The organism is Cytobacillus gottheilii (genome assembly GCF_018582665.1).
Lineage (GTDB): Bacteria > Bacillota > Bacilli > Bacillales > Cytobacillaceae > Cytobacillus > Cytobacillus gottheilii.
In genome coordinates this window covers 3,931,554-3,951,230 of record NZ_CP071709.1, presented here as the reverse complement: position 1 = coordinate 3,951,230, position 19,677 = coordinate 3,931,554, and the positions used below count along the sequence as shown (strand labels likewise).

At 41.6% G+C, this 19,677-nt stretch carries 19 protein-coding genes; 17 read left to right on the top strand and 2 right to left on the bottom strand.

Going from position 1 to position 19,677, the window contains the following annotated elements; all coding sequences use genetic code 11:
• The 3 genes from J1899_RS19700 (at position 1) to J1899_RS19690 (ending at position 2,556) form a co-directional block, all read left to right on the top strand.
• Positions 1 to 609 (top strand): alpha/beta hydrolase, encoded by a 609-nt coding sequence (locus tag J1899_RS19700; RefSeq protein ID WP_214476133.1) that lies wholly within the window; start codon positions 1 to 3, stop codon positions 607 to 609.
• 182 nt (positions 610 to 791) lie between these two features.
• Positions 792 to 1,895 (top strand): AI-2E family transporter, encoded by a 1,104-nt coding sequence (locus J1899_RS19695; RefSeq protein ID WP_214476131.1) that lies wholly within the window; start codon positions 792 to 794, stop codon positions 1,893 to 1,895.
• Positions 1,896 to 2,073: 178 nt separating this feature from the next.
• The gene (locus tag J1899_RS19690) at positions 2,074 to 2,556 is read left to right on the top strand and encodes a DUF2798 domain-containing protein (RefSeq protein WP_214476129.1); all 483 of its coding nucleotides are present in this window, start codon (positions 2,074 to 2,076) and stop codon (positions 2,554 to 2,556) included.
• A gap of 64 nt (positions 2,557 to 2,620) precedes the next feature.
• Here J1899_RS19690 and J1899_RS19685 read toward each other — a convergent pair whose 3' ends face one another.
• Positions 2,621 to 2,875, bottom strand: a complete 255-nt coding sequence (locus J1899_RS19685; protein ID WP_214476127.1) for an alpha/beta-type small acid-soluble spore protein — start codon at positions 2,873 to 2,875, stop codon at positions 2,621 to 2,623.
• 128 nt (positions 2,876 to 3,003) lie between these two features.
• On the opposite strand from J1899_RS19685, the gene J1899_RS19680 reads away from it, so the two are divergent.
• The 3 genes from J1899_RS19680 (at position 3,004) to uvrA (ending at position 8,385) form a co-directional block, all read left to right on the top strand.
• The gene (locus tag J1899_RS19680) at positions 3,004 to 3,240 is read left to right on the top strand and encodes a CsbA family protein (protein ID WP_151574032.1); all 237 of its coding nucleotides are present in this window, start codon (positions 3,004 to 3,006) and stop codon (positions 3,238 to 3,240) included.
• 278 nt (positions 3,241 to 3,518) lie between these two features.
• On the top strand, positions 3,519 to 5,498 hold the full coding sequence (gene uvrB / locus J1899_RS19675) for an excinuclease ABC subunit UvrB (RefSeq protein ID WP_214476125.1): 1,980 nt from the start codon (positions 3,519 to 3,521) through the stop codon (positions 5,496 to 5,498).
• Positions 5,499 to 5,505: 7 nt separating this feature from the next.
• On the top strand, positions 5,506 to 8,385 hold the full coding sequence (uvrA, locus tag J1899_RS19670) for an excinuclease ABC subunit UvrA (RefSeq protein WP_066442602.1): 2,880 nt from the start codon (positions 5,506 to 5,508) through the stop codon (positions 8,383 to 8,385).
• A 79-nt stretch (positions 8,386 to 8,464) separates the two neighbouring features.
• Here the strand turns inward: uvrA and treP are convergent, their stop codons facing one another.
• On the bottom strand, positions 8,465 to 9,898 hold the full coding sequence (treP, locus tag J1899_RS19665; RefSeq protein WP_214476123.1) for a PTS system trehalose-specific EIIBC component: 1,434 nt from the start codon (positions 9,896 to 9,898) through the stop codon (positions 8,465 to 8,467).
• 282 nt (positions 9,899 to 10,180) lie between these two features.
• Here treP and J1899_RS19660 point away from each other — a divergent pair, with 282 nt between their 5' ends.
• The 11 genes from J1899_RS19660 to hisD all read left to right on the top strand — a co-directional run bounded on the left by J1899_RS19660 (position 10,181) and on the right by hisD (position 19,671).
• Complete coding sequence (locus tag J1899_RS19660) at positions 10,181 to 10,498, top strand: magnetosome magnetite crystal formation protein family (protein WP_214476120.1); 318 nt, start codon at positions 10,181 to 10,183, stop codon at positions 10,496 to 10,498.
• A 162-nt stretch (positions 10,499 to 10,660) separates the two neighbouring features.
• Positions 10,661 to 11,770, top strand: coding sequence for a DUF4097 family beta strand repeat-containing protein (locus J1899_RS19655; protein ID WP_066442605.1), 1,110 nt, complete (start codon positions 10,661 to 10,663; stop codon positions 11,768 to 11,770).
• Between the two features lie 57 nt (positions 11,771 to 11,827).
• Positions 11,828 to 12,175, top strand: coding sequence for a phage holin family protein (locus J1899_RS19650; protein WP_066442606.1), 348 nt, complete (start codon positions 11,828 to 11,830; stop codon positions 12,173 to 12,175).
• 283 nt (positions 12,176 to 12,458) lie between these two features.
• The gene (gene hprK / locus J1899_RS19645; RefSeq protein ID WP_066442607.1) at positions 12,459 to 13,394 is read left to right on the top strand and encodes an HPr(Ser) kinase/phosphatase; all 936 of its coding nucleotides are present in this window, start codon (positions 12,459 to 12,461) and stop codon (positions 13,392 to 13,394) included.
• 50 nt (positions 13,395 to 13,444) lie between these two features.
• A complete protein-coding gene (gene lgt / locus J1899_RS19640) occupies positions 13,445 to 14,263 on the top strand; it encodes a prolipoprotein diacylglyceryl transferase (protein WP_066442608.1) in 819 nt (272 codons plus the stop codon).
• Positions 14,264 to 14,269: 6 nt separating this feature from the next.
• Positions 14,270 to 15,214, top strand: a complete 945-nt coding sequence (locus tag J1899_RS19635; protein ID WP_214476118.1) for a nucleoside recognition domain-containing protein — start codon at positions 14,270 to 14,272, stop codon at positions 15,212 to 15,214.
• Complete coding sequence (gene ppaX, locus J1899_RS19630) at positions 15,204 to 15,857, top strand: pyrophosphatase PpaX (protein ID WP_214476116.1); 654 nt, start codon at positions 15,204 to 15,206, stop codon at positions 15,855 to 15,857. The genes J1899_RS19635 and ppaX overlap by 11 nt, the downstream gene beginning before the upstream one ends.
• Positions 15,854 to 16,387 carry an acyltransferase gene (locus tag J1899_RS19625; protein ID WP_214476114.1) on the top strand — a complete coding sequence of 178 codons (534 nt, stop codon included), beginning with the start codon at positions 15,854 to 15,856 and terminating at the stop codon, positions 16,385 to 16,387. Before ppaX ends, J1899_RS19625 begins: the two co-directional genes overlap by 4 nt.
• Positions 16,388 to 16,577: 190 nt before the next feature.
• Positions 16,578 to 17,762 (top strand): ATP phosphoribosyltransferase regulatory subunit, encoded by a 1,185-nt coding sequence (locus tag J1899_RS19620; RefSeq protein WP_214476112.1) that lies wholly within the window; start codon positions 16,578 to 16,580, stop codon positions 17,760 to 17,762.
• Positions 17,759 to 18,403: an ATP phosphoribosyltransferase gene (gene hisG, locus J1899_RS19615; RefSeq protein WP_066442613.1), complete on the top strand. Its 645-nt coding sequence runs from the start codon at positions 17,759 to 17,761 to the stop codon at positions 18,401 to 18,403. Before J1899_RS19620 ends, hisG begins: the two co-directional genes overlap by 4 nt.
• Positions 18,403 to 19,671 carry a histidinol dehydrogenase gene (hisD, locus tag J1899_RS19610; protein ID WP_214478924.1) on the top strand — a complete coding sequence of 423 codons (1,269 nt, stop codon included), beginning with the start codon at positions 18,403 to 18,405 and terminating at the stop codon, positions 19,669 to 19,671. The genes hisG and hisD overlap by 1 nt, the downstream gene beginning before the upstream one ends.
• Positions 19,672 to 19,677 lie beyond the last annotated feature (6 nt).

Genomic DNA, 19,677 nt, shown 5'->3' with positions numbered 1-19,677 from the left:
ATGAAGCATATTTTTGAAAAAGGCACCAATCCTAATAAACCAGTTTTACTGCTATTGCATGGCACGGGTGGGAATGAATTAGATTTATTACCGCTTGCTGAAAAAATTGATGGAGAAGCTTCAGTGTTAAGTGTACGGGGGAATGTCCTGGAGAATGGCATGCCGCGCTTTTTTAGACGCCTGGCTGAAGGGGTATTTGATGAAGAGGATCTGCAATTCCGAACAAAAGAATTATATGAATTTCTGGATGAAGCCTCACAAAAATACGGATTCGACCGCAAAAATATTATTGCAGTAGGCTATTCAAACGGAGCCAATATTGCCGCTAGTTTAATGTTCCATTACGCTGATAGCTTGAAGGGAGCCATTCTGCACCACCCAATGGTGCCAAGAAGAGGCATTCAGCTTCCTGATTTAACAGGAACTTCTGTTTTCATTGCAGCAGGAACAAATGACCCGATCTGCCCATCAAGCGAATCAGAAGATCTTAAATCATTGCTTGAAGGAGCCAATGCCTCTGTTGAACTGCATTGGGAAAATAGAGGCCATCAGCTTACATTAGATGAAGTGCTGGCGGCTGCGAAGTGGTATGAGGAGAAGAAATATTAAGGTAGAAATGAATGATAAAGTGTTCAGGGGATAAGGCCTTTTAAAAAGGGCCTTATTTTTATTGTTGTCCCAGTTCTTTACACCAAATCTATATTTACAGCTTTTCTTCATACAGCTTTAATGTGCCTTCTCACTGGCATTTTGGTATAATAGTTCAAAATGCTGCAGAAAAAGGTGAGAATGTGCCAAAGAAGAAGTTTCAGTTTTGGGCTTTACAGTTTTTAATTGTTTTAACCATTATCTATGTTTCAACTAAGATTTCTTTTTTATTTCAGCCAGTAGGAATCTTTGTATCTACCTTGTTTTTCCCAATCATCATCTCTGGTTTTCTATTTTTTATGCTCAATCCGCTCGTGCAAAGATTACATAAGTGGAAGGTTCCAAAGGTTGTTGCAATTCTCCTTATCTATGCAGCGGTGATCGGTGTTGTCGTGCTCGCAGTTGGCAACCTCGTTCCAATGATCTCCAATCAGATCGCTGCACTTGTTAATGATATGCCAACCTATGTGGAAAAAACGGAGGAATTCTTTGATTCATTATCCGAAACACAAGAATTCCAGTGGATTACAACACAGCAATATGTCACACAGGAAGAAATCATTAGAAGAATTACAGAGTATGCTAATACGCTTCCTGACCGAATCACTTCAGGGATATCCGGCATCTTCAGTGTAGTTACGAATATAGCGATTACCATTGTGACGGTTCCATTCCTTCTATTTTATATGATGAAGGACGGAGATAAGTTTCCTGCGGCAATTGCAAAATTTTTTCCTGCCGGCTACCGTGAAGAAGGAATTAAAACGTTAAAAGAAACAGCTAACACACTGTCTTCTTATATCCAAGGTCAGATTACGGTCGCACTGTTTGTCGGTACACTTTCTCTAATCGGTTATTGGATTATTGATTTGCCTTATATGCTGGTCATGGCGTTAATTGTTGCTGTAACTAATATTATTCCTTATGTTGGACCGTTTTTGGGCGGTGCTCCAGCCGTTATTGTTGCCTTATTTGATTCACCTGGAAAAGCGATTTTAGTTGTCATCGTGATTTTGGTTGCACAGCAAATTGAAGGAAATGTACTTTCTCCTTTAATCTTAGGAAAAAGCTTAAATACGCATCCAGCAACGATTATTATCTTGTTGCTTGTTGCAGGTAATTTAGCGGGAATCCTCGGTATGATTCTTGCGGTGCCAACGTATGCTGTCGCTAAAACCATTTTCGTTAATACAGTGAAATTTTTCCGGACCAGAAAATTGGCCCAATCGGAAATACCGCCTATTTGATCGAAGGAGCCTCTGCATGATTGCAGGGCTCTTTTTTTGCTTAGAGTTTTTAACGATGTCAATAAAAAAGATATGTAAAAAAACAGTGTCATAACCAATTGTTCACAAAATGTTCACTTACGAAGAGGATTTCCCTATAAGTATAATCAGAAAGTGTTAAAAAGAAGGGATGATGGAATTGCCAACAACGAAAAAAGAAAGTGTACAATTTGGTTTAATGATGTGTTTTGGAATGGTATTGGTTATGACGTTTTATAACTTTTATCTGAATGGCACATTAGGAAAAATGACGTTTATGGATACTGCTGTTAACTTTGCCATCGGATTTATCATTGCACTGATCCTTGATTTATATTTAGTAGGTCCAATGGCGAAAAGAATTGCGATGAAGCTGACAGCCAATACAAACAAAGTCATTTTTAAAGTTCTGGCCATATCGGTTTGTATGGTTTTAGGAATGGCGTTTTTCATGTCCATTTATGGTGTCATCATGTCCAGTCTGCATAACGGCATTACTGATCATATCTTTATGTCATATCTAGCTGTGTTCGGTAAAAATCTGCTGATGGCATTGCCGCTTCAGATTCTAATAATGGGGCCGCTAGTTCGTCTGATCTTTATAAAATTTGTAAAAGCTGAGCCTGCGGTTAGGTCAGTATAATTGCCAGTTTAAAATAGCAAAGCTGCTGAGGAGATTCAGCAGCTTTATTATTAAAAGTTTCTTTTTACTTCTTCTTCAGTTCCTCCTGCGCCAAACGGACGAGTTCTTTTACCATGCTGCCGCCCAGTCTGCCGCCGACCTGTCCGGCTTCAACAGATGTAAGCCTTCCATTATAGCCCTTTTGAAGAGGAACACCTACTTCCTTCGCTGCTTCAAATTTTGCTTCTTCTCCGGTTTGTGTACCCATCAGTTTGCTCTTCAGTTCATCAAGGCCAGACCTCGCTTCAGGTACGAGCGGGCGTCGTCGTCTTCGTGCCATAGATAACCCTCCATCTAAAGTTCTTCATTAGTAGCATCTCCAACACCACCATAAAATACTTGTTTTCAAAGAGAACAAGAGCTATTGTAAGAGTGTGTACATTTTGTGAACAAAGAAGGTGTAGATATATGGCATTAAAATACTTATCAGCATTTATTCTGCCGGGCTTATTGGTCTTATTTTTTACAAGAGTGACATATAATCGCGTCATCGGACTAGTCTTGACTGTGGCGTTAATTGCAGCTTCTGTGTACAAAGGGTATACAGACTCTTATTGGCTGATTGTCATTGATGCATTTTCACTGACCGTTGGTTTTTGGTATGCTCAAGTGATGAAAAATAAGTTAAAAAAGTCAACGACCTAAACACTTCATGCGAACAGAGTTCCTAATCAATCATTTGATTAAGAGCTCTGTTCGTATTTTTATTGGCTAAAGAGTCAAAAGAACATAAGAATTATAAAAAAAACGAATATCCGTTCGCATATTATTGGTTTGTATATGAGAGTTTGTGGTAGAATGATGTTATGGGTATGGAAGTTAAATACTGACAAATGCAGCAGCGTGGTCCTTATGCAAACAGAAAGCATGTGCATTTGTAAAGTAGATGATTTCAATTACGGATTTGAACGGGAGGATTTTGAGTGAAGGACCAATTTGAATTAGTATCCAAGTATTCTCCACAAGGAGACCAGCCAGCAGCCATTCAAAAGATCGTTGAAGGAATCCGTGCTGGCAAGAAACATCAAACACTGCTTGGAGCAACAGGTACAGGAAAGACATTTACGATTTCAAACGTCATTAAAGAAGTGAATAAACCGACGCTTGTCATCGCTCATAATAAAACATTAGCAGGACAGCTTTACAGCGAATTTAAAGACTTTTTCCCGAATAACGCGGTAGAATATTTTGTCAGCTATTATGACTATTATCAGCCGGAAGCATATGTTCCGCAAACCGATACATTTATTGAAAAAGATGCAAGCATCAATGATGAAATAGATAAACTCCGGCACTCTGCAACCTCATCCCTATTTGAAAGGCAGGATGTCATTATTATTGCGAGTGTATCATGTATATATGGCTTAGGTTCCCCGGAAGAGTATAGGGAGCTTGTTTTGTCTTTGCGAACAGGAATGGAAATCGAAAGAAATCAGCTTCTTCATCGATTAGTGGATATTCAGTATGAACGAAACGACATTGATTTTAAGCGCGGTACATTCCGTGTGCGCGGTGACGTAGTTGAGATTTTCCCTGCCTCAAAGGATGAACATTGCATTCGCGTTGAATTCTTTGGCGATGAGATTGACCGGATTCGTGAGGTGGATGCGCTAACCGGAGAAATTATCGGTGAACGCGAGCATGTTGCCATCTTCCCGGCATCTCACTTCGTAACGCGTGAAGAAAAAATGCGCGTAGCGATAGAAAATATTGAGAAAGAACTTGAGGAGCGCCTAAAAGTCTTAAGAGAAGATGACCGTTTGCTTGAAGCGCAGCGTCTCGAACAGAGAACTCGTTATGACTTAGAAATGATGAGAGAAATGGGCTTTTGCTCAGGAATTGAAAACTATTCCCGTCATCTGACTTTAAGACCCCCAGGCTCAACACCATATACATTAATAGATTACTTCCCGAAGGATTTTCTTCTGGTTGTCGATGAATCTCATGTTACCATTCCGCAAGTACGCGGGATGTTTAATGGTGACCAGGCCCGTAAAAACGTGTTGGTTGAGCATGGCTTCCGTCTGCCTTCTGCGATGGATAACAGGCCGCTTACTTTCCCTGAATTTGAAGAGCATATCAATCAGATTGTCTATGTATCGGCAACACCTGGGCAGTATGAAATGGAACATACACCAGAGATGATTGAACAGATTATCCGTCCAACCGGTTTGCTTGATCCTACGATTGATATCCGTCCGATTGAAGGGCAGATTGATGATCTGATTGGTGAGATTCATGAACGAGTCGATCGCAATGAACGGGTCTTAATCACAACACTGACGAAAAAAATGTCCGAGGATTTAACCGATTATTTAAAGGAAATTGGCATTAAAGTGCAATATCTGCATTCTGAAATAAAAACACTTGAACGAATTGAAATTATCCGTGAACTTCGCCTTGGTAAATACGATGTTCTTGTGGGAATCAATCTTTTAAGAGAAGGACTGGATATTCCGGAAGTTTCATTAGTGACGATTTTAGATGCAGACAAAGAAGGATTCCTTCGTTCAGAAAGATCCCTTATTCAAACGATTGGCCGTGCAGCGAGAAATTCAGCAGGCCATGTTATTATGTATGCTGATAAAATCACGAAATCAATGGATATAGCTATAAATGAAACGAAGCGCCGCCGTTCTATACAGGAAGAATACAACGAAAAGCATGGCATTACTCCGCAGACGATCCAGAAGGATATCCGCGATGTCATTCGAGCTACACATGCGGCAGAGGAAACAGAAGAATACAATGCACCAGCAAAGCTTGGCAAAATGAACAAGAAAGAACGCGACAAGCTGTTAAGCGAAATGGAGAAAGAGATGAAGGATGCAGCAAAGAACCTCAATTTCGAGCGTGCAGCTGAACTTCGCGATCTAATACTTGAACTAAAGGCGGAAGGATGATGACCCTATGGCAATGGATAAACTGATTGTAAAAGGTGCCCGAGCACATAACTTAAAAAATATTGATGTCACCATCCCGCGAGATAAGCTTGTTGTCTTAACAGGGCTTTCAGGTTCCGGAAAGTCGTCGCTCGCCTTTGATACGATTTATGCGGAAGGACAGCGCCGCTATGTAGAGTCGCTGTCTGCTTACGCCCGTCAGTTTTTAGGGCAAATGGATAAACCGGATGTTGATGCCATTGATGGTTTATCACCGGCCATCTCAATTGATCAGAAAACCACCAGCCGCAACCCGCGTTCAACGGTTGGTACGGTTACAGAAATTTACGATTACTTGCGGCTTCTGTTCGCTCGTGTTGGCCGTCCGACGTGTCCAATCCACGGAATCGAAATTTCTTCACAAACCATTGAACAGATGGTTGACCGCATTATGGAGTATCCGGAGAGAACGAAGCTCCAAGTTCTGGCACCACTTGTATCTGGCAGAAAAGGCACACATGTAAAAATTTTAGAAGAAGTGAAAAAGCAAGGATTTGTCCGTGTTCGTGTTGATGGTGAAATGCGCGACCTTGGGGAAGAGATCGAGCTTGAAAAGAACAAGAAGCACTCCATTGAGGTTGTAATCGACCGTATCGTGGTGAAGGATGGCGTAACAGCCCGTTTAACCGATTCAATGGAGACTGCATTAAAGCTTGGTTCTGGAAAAGTACTTGTGGATGTCATTGGAGAAGAGGAATTGCTTTTCAGTGAAAACCATGCTTGTCCGCATTGCGGCTTTTCCATCGACGAACTTGAGCCGCGGATGTTTTCTTTTAACAGTCCCTTTGGCGCTTGTCCGAAATGTGATGGATTAGGATCTAAGCTTGAGGTCGATCCAGAACTAGTCATCCCGAATTGGGACCTTCCTTTAAATAAAGGAGCAATTGCCCCTTGGGAGCCGACAAGCTCACAATACTATCCGCAGCTGTTAGAAGCAGTGTGCAATCATTATGGAATTGATATGGGTATTCCTGTTAAAGATTTGCCTAAAGATCAGCTTGAACGGGTTTTATATGGTTCTGGGAAAGATAAAATCTATTTTCGCTATGAAAATGACTTTGGACAAATCCGCGAAGGCTATATCAATTTTGAAGGAGTCATTCCCAATATTGAGCGCCGCTACAAAGAAACAAGCTCTGATTTCATCCGGGAGCAGATGGAAAAGTATATGGCTCAGCATTCATGTCCTTCATGTCAAGGCTATCGCTTAAAGCCGGAAAGTCTGGCTGTCTTAATTAATGGAGAACATGTCGGAAAGGTAACAGCTCTTTCCATTCAAGAAGCTTTTTATTTCTTTGAACAACTATCATTAACAGAAAAAGAGATGGCCATTGCCAATCTAATTTTGAGAGAAATTAAAGAGCGTATTGGCTTTTTAATCAATGTTGGACTAGACTACCTGACTCTCAGCAGAGCGGCCGGAACACTATCGGGCGGTGAAGCTCAGCGGATTCGTCTCGCTACTCAAATCGGTTCGAGATTGACAGGAGTACTATATATATTGGACGAGCCATCAATTGGGCTGCATCAGCGTGATAATGATCGTCTAATTGAAACCTTAAAAAATATGCGTGACATTGGGAACACCCTTATTGTTGTGGAGCATGATGAGGATACAATGATGGCAGCCGACTATTTAATCGATGTTGGCCCTGGTGCTGGCGTTCACGGCGGTCAAATTGTCTCAGCCGGCACACCGCAAGAAGTCATGGATGATCCAAATTCACTGACAGGTCAATATTTAGCAGGGAAAAAGTTCATTCCGCTGCCTGCCGAAAGACGAAAAAGTGATGGAAGATACATTGAGGTAAAGGGTGCGAAGGCGAATAATCTTAATAACGTAAACTTTAAGTTTCCACTCGGCTCATTTGTGGCGGTTACTGGGGTTTCAGGGTCAGGTAAGAGTACACTGATCAATGAAATTCTTCATAAGAGTCTTGCTCAGAAGCTTCATAATGCGAAAAGCAAACCAGGTGAGCATAAAGAGATTAATGGTGTTGAATATTTGGATAAGGTCATTGATATTGATCAGTCGCCAATCGGCCGGACACCAAGATCCAATCCAGCTACCTATACGGGTGTGTTTGATGATATTCGTGATGTCTTTGCCACAACAAATGAAGCGAAAGTGCGCGGATATAAAAAAGGCCGCTTCAGTTTCAATGTCAAAGGCGGCCGCTGTGAAGCATGCCGCGGAGATGGAATTATTAAAATTGAAATGCACTTCCTGCCTGATGTGTATGTACCATGTGAAGTGTGCCATGGCAAACGATATAATCGTGAAACGCTTGATGTCACATATAAGGGCAAAAACATTGCAGACATTCTAGATATGACAGTGGAAAACGCACTAGAATTCTTTGAAAATATCCCGAAAATCAGCCGTAAGCTACAAACCATTTTTGATGTCGGCTTAGGGTACGTCAAACTTGGCCAGCCTGCAACAACCCTTTCAGGAGGGGAAGCACAGCGTGTCAAGCTTGCATCAGAACTGCATCGCCGCTCAACTGGAAGGTCGCTCTATATTTTAGATGAACCAACAACAGGTTTGCATGTTGATGATATTTCCAGATTGCTAGTAGTCCTGCAGCGTCTTGTGGAAAATGGCGATACCGTTTTAGTCATTGAACACAATCTTGATGTTATTAAAGCAACTGATTATATCATTGACCTAGGACCAGAAGGCGGAGACAAGGGTGGAACGATTGTTGCTGCCGGAACGCCGGAAAAAGTAGCAGAAGCTCCTGGTTCCTATACAGGCAAATATTTAAAGCCAATTCTCGAACGTGATCGGGAACGAATGAAAAAAGAAATTCAAGAAAAAGAAGCAAGTGCAGCAAATGCATAAAAAAAATCAGCTGGGCGATAATAGCCTAGCTGATTTTTTATTGTTTGGCTGTTAGGGTTAACCGCAAAGTTTTTCTTTCTTATGCTCTCTTTTGGAAAGGGATCTTTCCAAAGTTCATTTTTGAGAATACAACCGTTAAAATGAATGGAATCACGATTGCGACAACCATTGCGATAGCAAACATCACCATGTGGAGAGGCTGGATGGAAAGAATTCCAGGCAATCCGCCGACACCGATCGAGTTTGCCATTACGCCGCTACCAACGGAAATAACTGCTGCTACCATGGAACCAATCATCGCTGCTAGGAACGGGAAGCCATATTTCAAGTTAATACCGAACATGGCCGGTTCTGTTACTCCTAAATAACAGGAAATGGCTGCTGGTACGGAAACCTGTCTTTCTTCTTTGTTTTTACGGTTAATATAAATGATCGCCAATACAGCTGAACCTTGCGCAATATTAGATAGAGCAATCATAGGCCATAATGGTGTACCGTCTAACGCATTCATAAGCTGAAGGTCAATCGCATTTGTCATATGATGCAAGCCTGTGATAACTAATGGTGCATAAACAAATCCAAATAGTGCTGCAAACAGCCAGCCAAATGCGGATGTTAATCCACCGTACACAACATCAGAAATAAAGGTACCGATCTGCCAGCCGATAGGACCTAAAACGGTATGTGCCAATAATACAGTCGGCACTAAAGATAAAAATGGTACAAAAATCATTGAAATGGCATTTGGTATAACTTTTCTTAAATTAATTTCCAATACGGAGAATAGAAGTCCGGCTAAGATCGCAGGAATTACCTGAGCCTGATAACCGATCATTTCAATTTGGATGAAGCCGAAATCCCATACAGGAATATCCCCGGACTCTGCACCTGCCACACCGTAGGCATTAAGAAGCTGTGGAGAAACGAGCGTAATCCCCAGCACAATCCCGAGAATTTGGGATGCTCCCATTTTACGGGCAACAGCCCATGTGATACCGACAGGAAGGAAATGAAAGATTGCTTCACCAATTAACCAAAGGAATGAGTGCACGCCTGCCCAAAATTGGGAAGACTCAACGAGAGTCATTGTTCTGCCTTCGAGTAAATCAATTTCCATAAGATTACGGAAACCTAAGATTAATCCCCCTACAACAAGTGCGGGAATTAACGGAGTGAAAATATCAGCTAGATGAGCAATCATGCGCTGCAGGAAATTCATATTCTTTTTCGCAGCATCCTTCGCATCATCTTTTGAAGTGTCACTTACACCGGCCATTTTCACAAACTCATTGTAAAATGTCGAAACTTCATTACCTACGATAACTTGGAACTGACCAGCTTGTGTAAAAGTACCTTTTACAATTGGGATTGCTTCAATTTTTTCAACATCCGCTTTCTTTGGATCAACGAGCACAAATCTCATCCGAGTTGCGCAGTGGGTAACAGCTGAAATGTTTTCGCTTCCGCCGATTTCGTCTAACAGCCGTTTAGCAGGTTCGCTGTACTTGCTCATTTTTTCTCCCCCTAACTTTTTATAAAAATGTTTTCCTCTTAAAAAACTAAACTTGTATATACAAATTATGATTACGGTTTCATTCTAACTTGTATATACAGATTTGTCAACGAGAAATAAATCGCTTTCAGATCCCTGTCCCAATAGGCCATTACACCTTTTTACCCTACCCTGTTTTTAAGAAATTCACTCGTAAAAAACAGGAAAAATGTCATGGAAATGAAAAAGCCTGAAACTTTTTTGAACTTATGCCGTACAAAGAGATAAAGGGAGTTGAACGTAATGGATACCGATAAAATTCTTTCAGCCTTAGGCTATTTTAGTATTTTCTTTGCTGGATTTATTTTTCCGCTCGTTTTATTTTTTGCAACAGACAGCGAAAGTGTAAAAGAGCATGCCAAAAAAGCGTTTATATCACATATCATTCCGCTTCTCTCATTGCCTCTTTTAATCTTTGCAGTATTCATGGAGCCGACATTTATATCAGGTACTAATGAAATTCCGTTCTTTTTTCTAGGAGCACTGCTGCTAAGTCTTCTATTATCTTTTATTGTAGTTATTTGGAATATCATTAAAGGAATTAAAGTCTTTACTGTTTAATAATATAGAAGATTGTTGTCTAAATTAGCGTATTTATAAAAGCTCATTTCAGAGAAATGTGATTGAAATACATGACTTCACACTGAGAGAGAGTACCATGAAGTTGAAACCACACTAACCTTATTTAAAGAATAAAAGTTTATAAAATATGGAGGGATTCCTATGCAAGAAGAAAGAAAACGTATATTAAAAATGGTTGAGGATGGAAAATTAAAGGTTGATGAAGCACTTATTCTTCTTGAAGAGCTTGAAAAATCAAGCAAAACAGCACAAGAAAAAGAACAGAACATGTTCCCGGAATTAAGCAATAAAGTCCATTTTGAAGAAGCGAAAAAAGAAGATCCATTAAATGAAAAGTTTAATAGCGCGAAAGTGAAAATCATTGATTTTGTCGATTCAGCTCTTAAGAAAATTAAGGATGCAGATTTTGATTTGAATTTTGGCCAGTCCGTTGATATTACGCATATTTTCCAATATTCGAATGTATATTTAAAGAACATAGACATCGATGTAGCGAACGGGGGAATTAAGTTAATTCCTTGGGAGCAGCAGGATGTTAGGATCGAGTGTAACGCAAAGGTTTATCGAGTTGAAACACAGGAAGAGGCACGCCAGAAATTCTTAAAAGACGTACTATTTGCGGTTGAAGGAGAGAAGCTTCGCTTTTCAGCGCAGCAAAAATGGATGAAGCTTGAAGCTTCCATTTATGTACCTCAATCACAATATGAAAACATTAAAGTGCGCATGTTTAATGGACCGATAGATGGTGAAAACTTATATGCGGAAAGCTTTAAAGCAAAATCAGCGAATGGTAAAATTAATGTAGCAGGTCTGCAGGGGAAATATGCAGAGGTTGAAACAGCAAATGGCCAAATCAATATTTCGAATAGTACTGTAGATGAATTCGAAATCGAAACGATTAATGGAGTGGTTCATGTTGAAGGAAGCTGCAAAAAAGCAGATATTCAAACCTTCCATGGAGATATTCATTGCACAATAAAAGGAACAGGCTGTGAGCAGCTTGAAGCAAAAGTAACGACAGGAAATATTGAGTTATTTGTCCCAGAATTTACTGCTGTAAATGGAGAATTAAAGACGAATCTGGGCAGCTTTAATGTAGAGCTGGATGGCATTGAAGTCATTGAAGAGAAGAGCGAAGTCATTCAAAAGAATCTGCGCTTTCGCTCATTGAAGGATCCTGTCAGCGGATTAAGGCTCCTTGCTGATTCAAAAACAGGTTCTATATCTGTAAAAAAATCCGCGATCATATAAAATAGACAGCTGCGAAGAGTGCTGTCTGCAGCAATGCTGTTAAAAGAGGTGTAGCGAATGAAATGGTTAGTAGGAATTCTCATAAATGCTGTTCTATTTATCGCGTTGGGTGGCTTTTTTGGAGACTCCTTTTATTTATCGGGATTTGGAGCAGCGGTCATTGCAAGTGTGGTGCTATCGATTCTAAACATTCTGGTCAGACCGATTTTAATTATCCTGACACTGCCGATTACGTTTCTCACACTTGGATTATTCCTATTTGTCATCAATGCGGTTACACTGCTTATAACGGATGGCATTATGGGCAGCTCATTTGAACTGGCAGGCTTCGGAACCGCCTTTATCGTCAGCATCATCATGTCCATAGCAAATATTATCATCCAAAGCACATTTGCAAAAGACTAACAAACGAGGCATTTCAACCAAAAATAAACCCGAACTGTTAGCAGAGTTTCATGAATCTGCCTGATGGTTCGGGTTTTTGTGTTTTTAAAATCTCTTGCAGCGGAAAGCGACTGCCATGGAGTGGAAACACACTCTCTTCTTTAATAAGGCAACAAAGTATGCAAAAACACCTAAAAAACAATCTCAGCGATTTGGTTCTTGTGAAAAAAATGCTAAAATAGATTGATGCATAATAACCGTTAAGAACGTGTTAAAGGCTAGCGAGATAAAAGGAGGCGTTTTTATGCCAAAGGTTCGCACGAAAGAAGTTATTGAAAAATTCAATTTAGAATTAATTAGTGGTGAGGAAGGCATTAACAGACCCATCACGACGACTGATATTTCAAGACCAGGAATTGAACTTGCCGGATTTTTCGATTATTATCCAGCTGAGAGAATCCAGCTGATCGGAAAAACGGAATTGACGTTTGCTAAAAAACTAAATAAGTCAGAACGTGCAGGCAGACTGGAAAGATTATGTTCAGATATAACTCCGGCGATCATTGTAACAAGAGAAATGGAAATTCCGGAAGAATTAATAGAGGCATCTGAAAGAGAAGCAGTTCCTTTGTTGCGGACAAAGCAAAAAACCACACGTTTCTCCAGTATGCTGACAAACTTCTTAGAAAGTAAACTTGCTCCAACCACGGCCATTCACGGAGTACTAGTGGATATATATGGTGTGGGTGTTCTAATTACGGGGAAAAGTGGTGTCGGAAAAAGTGAAACCGCCCTGGAGCTTGTGAAGAGAGGGCATCGCCTTGTGGCGGATGACTGCGTGGAAATTCGCCAGGAGGATGAAGATACACTTGTCGGCAGTTCCCCGGAGCTTATTGAACATTTACTCGAGATTCGCGGACTTGGCATTATTAATGTCATGACCTTATTTGGAGCAGGTGCGGTTCGCAGCTATAAAAAAATTGCCCTTGTGATGGACTTAGAAATATGGGATCCGAAAAAACAATACGACCGTTTAGGGCTCGATGAAGAAAAAATGAAAATTATCGATACCGAAGTGACAAGGTTAACAGTCCCTGTTCGACCAGGCCGAAATTTAGCTGTTATTATCGAAGTGGCAGCCATGAATTTCCGTCTCAAAAAAATGGGAGTAAATGCTGCACAGCAATTTACGGATAAACTGTCAGATGTTATAGAAGACGGAGACCATGAAGATCGTTAAGGGTCTCTTTACATAAAAAGCAGGAACAGATAAGAGGAGGAGAATACAGAGTGGAGCGAAATATAGAACCGCTTAATCGAGTGGCCTTTGAAATAGGGCCGCTCACGGTCAATTGGTATGGCTTAATTATTGGTATTGGAATTGCCCTTGCGTTAGTGATCGCAATGCGCGAATCCGACCGCCGCGGATTGGATAAAGAGATCTTCGCTGACTTAATGTTATGGGCGATTCCAATTGCGATTATTTCAGCAAGAATTTATTATGTTATTTTTCAATGGGACTATTATTCACAAAATCCAGGTGACATTATTAAGATCTGGAATGGCGGTATTGCCATTCACGGAGCCCTCATTGGAGCCGTCATTACAGCGTACATCTTTACAAGAATAAAGAAAGTTTCTTTCTGGAAAATTGCTGATATTGCTGCTCCAAGCATCATCCTTGGGCAAGCCATTGGCCGCTGGGGGAACTTTATGAACCAGGAAGCACATGGCGAAGAGGTTACACGTCAATTCTTGGAAAATCTTTATTTGCCTGATTTTATTGTAAATCAAATGTATATCAATGGAACTTATTATCATCCAACATTTTTATATGAATCGCTCTGGAATTTTGCGGGCTTTATCCTTTTAATTTTGCTCAGAAGGGTAAATCTTCGCCGCGGTGAACTGTTCTTAACCTATGTCATTTGGTATTCCATCGGAAGATTCTTTATTGAAGGAATGCGTACAGACAGCCTAATGGTTACCGATTTCTTGCGTGCTGCCCAATTGCTTTCGGTTGCTCTCATTGTTGGTGCAATTGCGCTGATCATTTTTAGAAGAGTTAAAGGCTATGCAAACGCGCGCTATCTCGACAAAGGTGTGTAAAATCGTATGCTGCAATCTGTACAAAAAGGTTTTCTTGTTGGTTTAAAGACAACATGGACATTAGGAAAGGTCATCTTTCCAGTCACATTAATTGTTTCACTGCTGCAATACACCCCGGTGCTTCCATGGGTGATTTCCTTGATCACCCCGCTGATGAATATCATCGGATTATCAGGTGATGCAGCCATTCCGATCGTATTAGGAAATTTGCTGAATTTATATGCTGGAATCGGTGCGATCTTAACATTGGATCTCACGGTAAAAGAAGTATTTATTATTGCCGTGATGCTGTCCTTTTCACATAATCTTCTGATTGAATCAGGAGTAGCATTAAAGGTTGGTGTTAAGCTGTGGGTCATTCTTGCTGTCCGGATTGGTCTCGCGTTTTTCTCAGCACTGATTATCAATCTTGTTTGGAAGGGCGGCTCGGAAATGGCCCGTTATGGGTTTATTCCCCAAAATGAGACCGAATTAACCGGCTGGGGCGCCATTTTACTGGACGGTCTGCAAAAGGCTGCTTTAGGGATTTTTCAGCTGGCGTTAATCGTTATTCCGTTAATGATTGCCATTCAGATTTTAAAAGATTTAAAGTGGCTTGCTGTCTTTTCAAAATGGATGGCACCTGTGACAAGAATGTTAGGGATGAAAGAGAATACATCGACAACTCTTGCAGCAGGTCTGCTGTTTGGTCTGGCATTCGGTGCAGGTGTAATGATTCAAGCTGTAAAAGAGGATGGCGTCAGCAAAAAGGATGTCACCCTTGCGTTTATATTCCTAGTTGCGTGCCACGCAGTTGTTGAGGATACATTGATTTTTATTCCGCTTGGAATCCCTGTGCTGCCGCTCTTGCTTATCCGGCTTGGGGTCGCCATTGTGCTTACACTCGCTGTAGCGTATTTTTGGAGAAGGGCGGACTTGTCAAAAAGAAAGGAAGCAACTTATGAACACTAAGATAAATACCATTCTATTTGATTTAGATGGAACACTCATTAATACAAATGAACTGATTATTTCTACCTTTTTGCATACATTGGAACAATATTTTCCGGGAAAATATAGCCGTGAAGATGTTCTGCCATTCTTAGGGCCGACTTTGCATGAAACGTTTCATAAACTGAATCCCGAAAAAACAGACGAAATGATCGCTGTCTATAGAAGCTATAACATTGCCAATCATGATCTCCTAGTGACAGAATTTGAAGGTGTTTTTGAAACAATTAGGACCTTGAATGAGTCAGGCTATAAGCTGGCGATCGTAACAACGAAGATCTTAGATGTTGTAAAAAAAGGACTTGTTTTAACCAATCTGGATCAATTTTTTGATGTCGTGGTAGCTTTGGATCATGTTGAAAATGCCAAACCAGATCCAGAGCCGCTGCTGAAGGCATTAGATCAGCTGAATTCAAAGCCGGAAGAGGCAATCATGGTGGGAGATAATCATCATGATATTTTAGGCGGCAAAAATGCAGGCACAAAAACAGCTGCCGTTGCCTGGTCTGTGAAAGGCAAAGATCATCTCATGACTTATCAACCTGACTATATGTTAGAAAATATGGCGGACTTACTGGATGTTTTAGAGGCAGAAAACAAATGAGAAGAACGACAAGGTATCCTGTAACAGGAGGCAATTCACTTTGGCATGTATACAAAACCGTGCCATTTCTCAAGGTTGTGAAAAACTTTGTCGTCATTCAGCTTGCTCGATATACACCGATATTAGGTTTGAAAAACTGGCTTTACCGTACATTTTTAAGAATGAAGGTTGGCGACCAGACCTCATTTGCGTTAATGGTCATGCTTGATGTGATGTTTCCGGAAAAAATAAGCGTCGGCCGAAACACCGTAATTGGCTATAATACAACCATTCTTGCACATGAGTATTTAATCAAAGAGTACAGATTGGGAGAAGTCGTCATTGGTGATGAAGTGATGATTGGCGCCAACACAACCATTCTTCCTGGAGTGAAAATTGGGGATGGCGCTATCGTCTCAGCCGGTACGCTTGTTCATAAGGATGTGCCAGATGGCGTTTTTGTCGGCGGCAATCCGATGCGGATTATTTACACAAAAGAACAGCTGGCAGAACGCTGGGCAAACGATGAGATTTATGGAAATGAATCTTGATTGAAACCCTCTTCCTTTTGGGAGAGGGTTCTTTTGCATATTCTAATAAATCCTCACACTCCTAGTCTTATTTTTCCGAAAACAAAGAGTTTTTCATTGACGCTTCACTCTTTCAGATGTAAACTAACTAATAACTTCACTTTATTAGCATGGTAGCGAACTAAAGGATTTGACAGAGGTGACGAACAGAATGAGTCCATTATATATGTTTGAAAAGCCATTAGGCATGAGAGATACCTTGCCTGAGCTTTATGAAATAAAACGAAATGTCCGTGCATCAGTTGAAAATGAAATGAGAAGCTGGGGCTATCAATTTATTGCTACACCAGCACTGGAATATGATGAAACCGTAGGAGCTGCATCGGCGATTATGGAGCAGCAGCTGTTTAAACTTCTTGATCAGCAGGGGCGCACCTTGGTGCTGCGTCCGGATATGACCGCTCCTATTGCGAGAGTAGCAGCTTCAAAACTGTTAAAAAGAAATATCCCGATTCGGCTGGCATACTCGGAAAATGTTTACCGCGCACAGCAAAGAGAGGGCGGCAGACCGGCTGAATTTGAACAAATCGGGGTTGAGTGTATAGGAGACTCTACCATTAGTGCGGATGGAGAAGGAATCGCCCTTATGATTTCTGCTCTTAAAGCAGCGGGATTGCAGGAATTCCAATTATCTGTTGGGCATATCGGATTTGTCCGTAAGCTGTTTCAGCAAATAGTAGGTACAGAGGAAAGAGTAGAGGCACTGACCAGGTTCCTATATGAGAAAAACTATGTGGGCTTTAAGATGCATGTGGAAAATCTATCTCTATCTTCCATCGATAAGCAGCGCCTGCTTCGTTTTCTTCATCTAAAAGGGCAGGATGAAACCATTACTGCAGCTTTTGACATCCTCGAAAATGGGCAGGGAACAGAAGAAGTCGAGGAATTGCGACAGCTTTGGGATATCATAGCCGATTATGGCTATGAGGATATCGTGAAGTTCGATTTAACGCAAGTCAGTCATATGAGCTATTATACAGGGATTGTCTATGAAGCCTACGCCGAAAAGGTTGGCTTCCCGATTGGCAATGGCGGCCGATACGATGGACTGCTGGGTAAGTTCGGCAAAAATACGGGTGCAACAGGGTTTGCGATTCGTTTCGATCGGCTGCTCGAAGCGTTAGAAGAAACAGAAGCGGCTGAACCACTTTACGCCATCTTTTTTAGTGCAGAAAGAAGAAAAGAAGCCTTTCAGCTTGCAGGTGAACAAAGAGCATCCGGGAAAAAGGTTGTGCTGCAGGATATAAGCGGTGTTCACGATCTGGATGCCAACACAAAGCAATATGAAGATATAGTGTATTTATTAGGAAAGAGCGGAAAGGAGTCAATGCAATGAATAATCTGCTGACGATTGCGATGCCAAAAGGGAGAATCTTCACAGAAGCGGCAGAGCTCCTCAGAAAAGCAGGCTTCCCTTTGCCGCCAGAGTTTGATGATTCCAGGAAACTCATTATTGATGTTCCTGAGGCTCAATTCCGCTTTATTTTAGCAAAGCCAATGGATGTGGCGACATATGTGGAGCATGGAGTAGCTGACCTTGGGATTGCAGGTAAAGATGTTATGCTCGAAGAAGAGCGTGATGTATATGAGCTGCTGGATTTGAAAATAAGCGCCTGCTACCTGGCTGTAGCCGGTCTTCCGAATACCAAAATGAACGAAGTGGCGCCAAAGGTGGCAACAAAATATCCGCATGTAGCGGCAGCTTATTTCCGTCAGCAGGGAGAGCAGGTTGAAATCATTAAGCTGAACGGCTCGATTGAACTTGCACCATTGATTGGTCTTGCAGACAGAATTGTGGATATCGTTTCCACAGGCAGAACGTTAGTTGAGAATGGTCTAGTTGAGTATGAAGTGATAGAACATATTACATCGAGATTAATTGTCAACCGCGTAAGCTATCGGGTGAAGGACGAGCGCATTACAGAAATCGTTGAAAAGCTAAGCGAGGTTATTAAGCAAAAAGGAGAGCTCGCATGATGAAACTATTAAAAGCAACGCCAAACCTTTCTATTCAGCGTTCTGTTGATGGCGGAACGGACGAGCAGCGTGCTGCCGTTCAGAGCATCATAGCTGATGTACGGAAAAATGGCGATGCAGCTGTCCTAAAGTATACAGAAAAATTTGATGGCATAACGCTGTCCTCTATTATGGCAACAGCTGAAGAGATTGAAGAGGCCTACACTCTTCTGGAGGAAGAGCAAAAGGAGATCATCCAGCGGGCTGCAGCTAATATTCGTGCTTTCCACGAGAAGCAGCGAACTCAATCTTGGATCACAACAGATGCCGATGGAACGACACTTGGACAAAAGGTAACACCGCTCGATTCAGCTGGCTTATACGTGCCAGGCGGAACAGCAGCCTACCCGTCATCAGTGCTGATGAATGTGATTCCTGCCCAGGTTGCCGGTGTCAGTAAAATCGTGATCACTTCTCCTCCTGATCGCACGACAGGCAAGCTGCCTCCTGCTGTTTTAGTCGCAGCCAATGAAGCAGGTGTCACGGAAATATACAAAGTTGGCGGAGCACAGGCCATTGGAGCACTTGCGTACGGAACAGAGACCATTCCTAGTGTTGATAAAATCACAGGACCAGGCAATATATATGTCGCTCTTGCCAAGCGGGAAGTGTACGGAGATGTGGATATTGATATGATTGCCGGACCGAGTGAAATTGTTGTTCTTGCAGATGAAACAGCCCTTCCCAATGAGGTGGCTGCAGATCTTTTATCACAGGCTGAGCACGATGAACGCGCCTGTGCCATTCTCGTTACAGACAGCATGATGTTAGCGGAAAACGTAAAGCTGGAAGTAGAAAAGCAGCTCAAAACCCTGCCGCGCAAAGAAATCGCCGCATCATCGATTGAAAACTACGGTGCCATTTATGTTACAGATTCAATGGATGAAGCAGTAGATTTGGTGAATCAGCTTGCTCCTGAGCATCTGGAACTGCTGACGGCAGAGCCGATGACACTATTGGGGAGCATTCGCCATGCTGGTGCCATTTTTATGGGACGATACAGCTCAGAGCCTGTGGGTGATTATTTTGCCGGACCCAATCATGTACTGCCGACAAATGGAACAGCGCGATTCTCTAGTCCATTAAGTGTCGATGACTTTGTGAAAAAATCGAGTATTATCTACTACAGTGAAAAAGCATTGCGGAAGAATGCGGAAGATATTGCTGCTTTTGCCAGAATGGAAGGCCTTGAAGCACATGCTCGTGCCGTTGAATCGCGGTTTAAATAGGAGGAA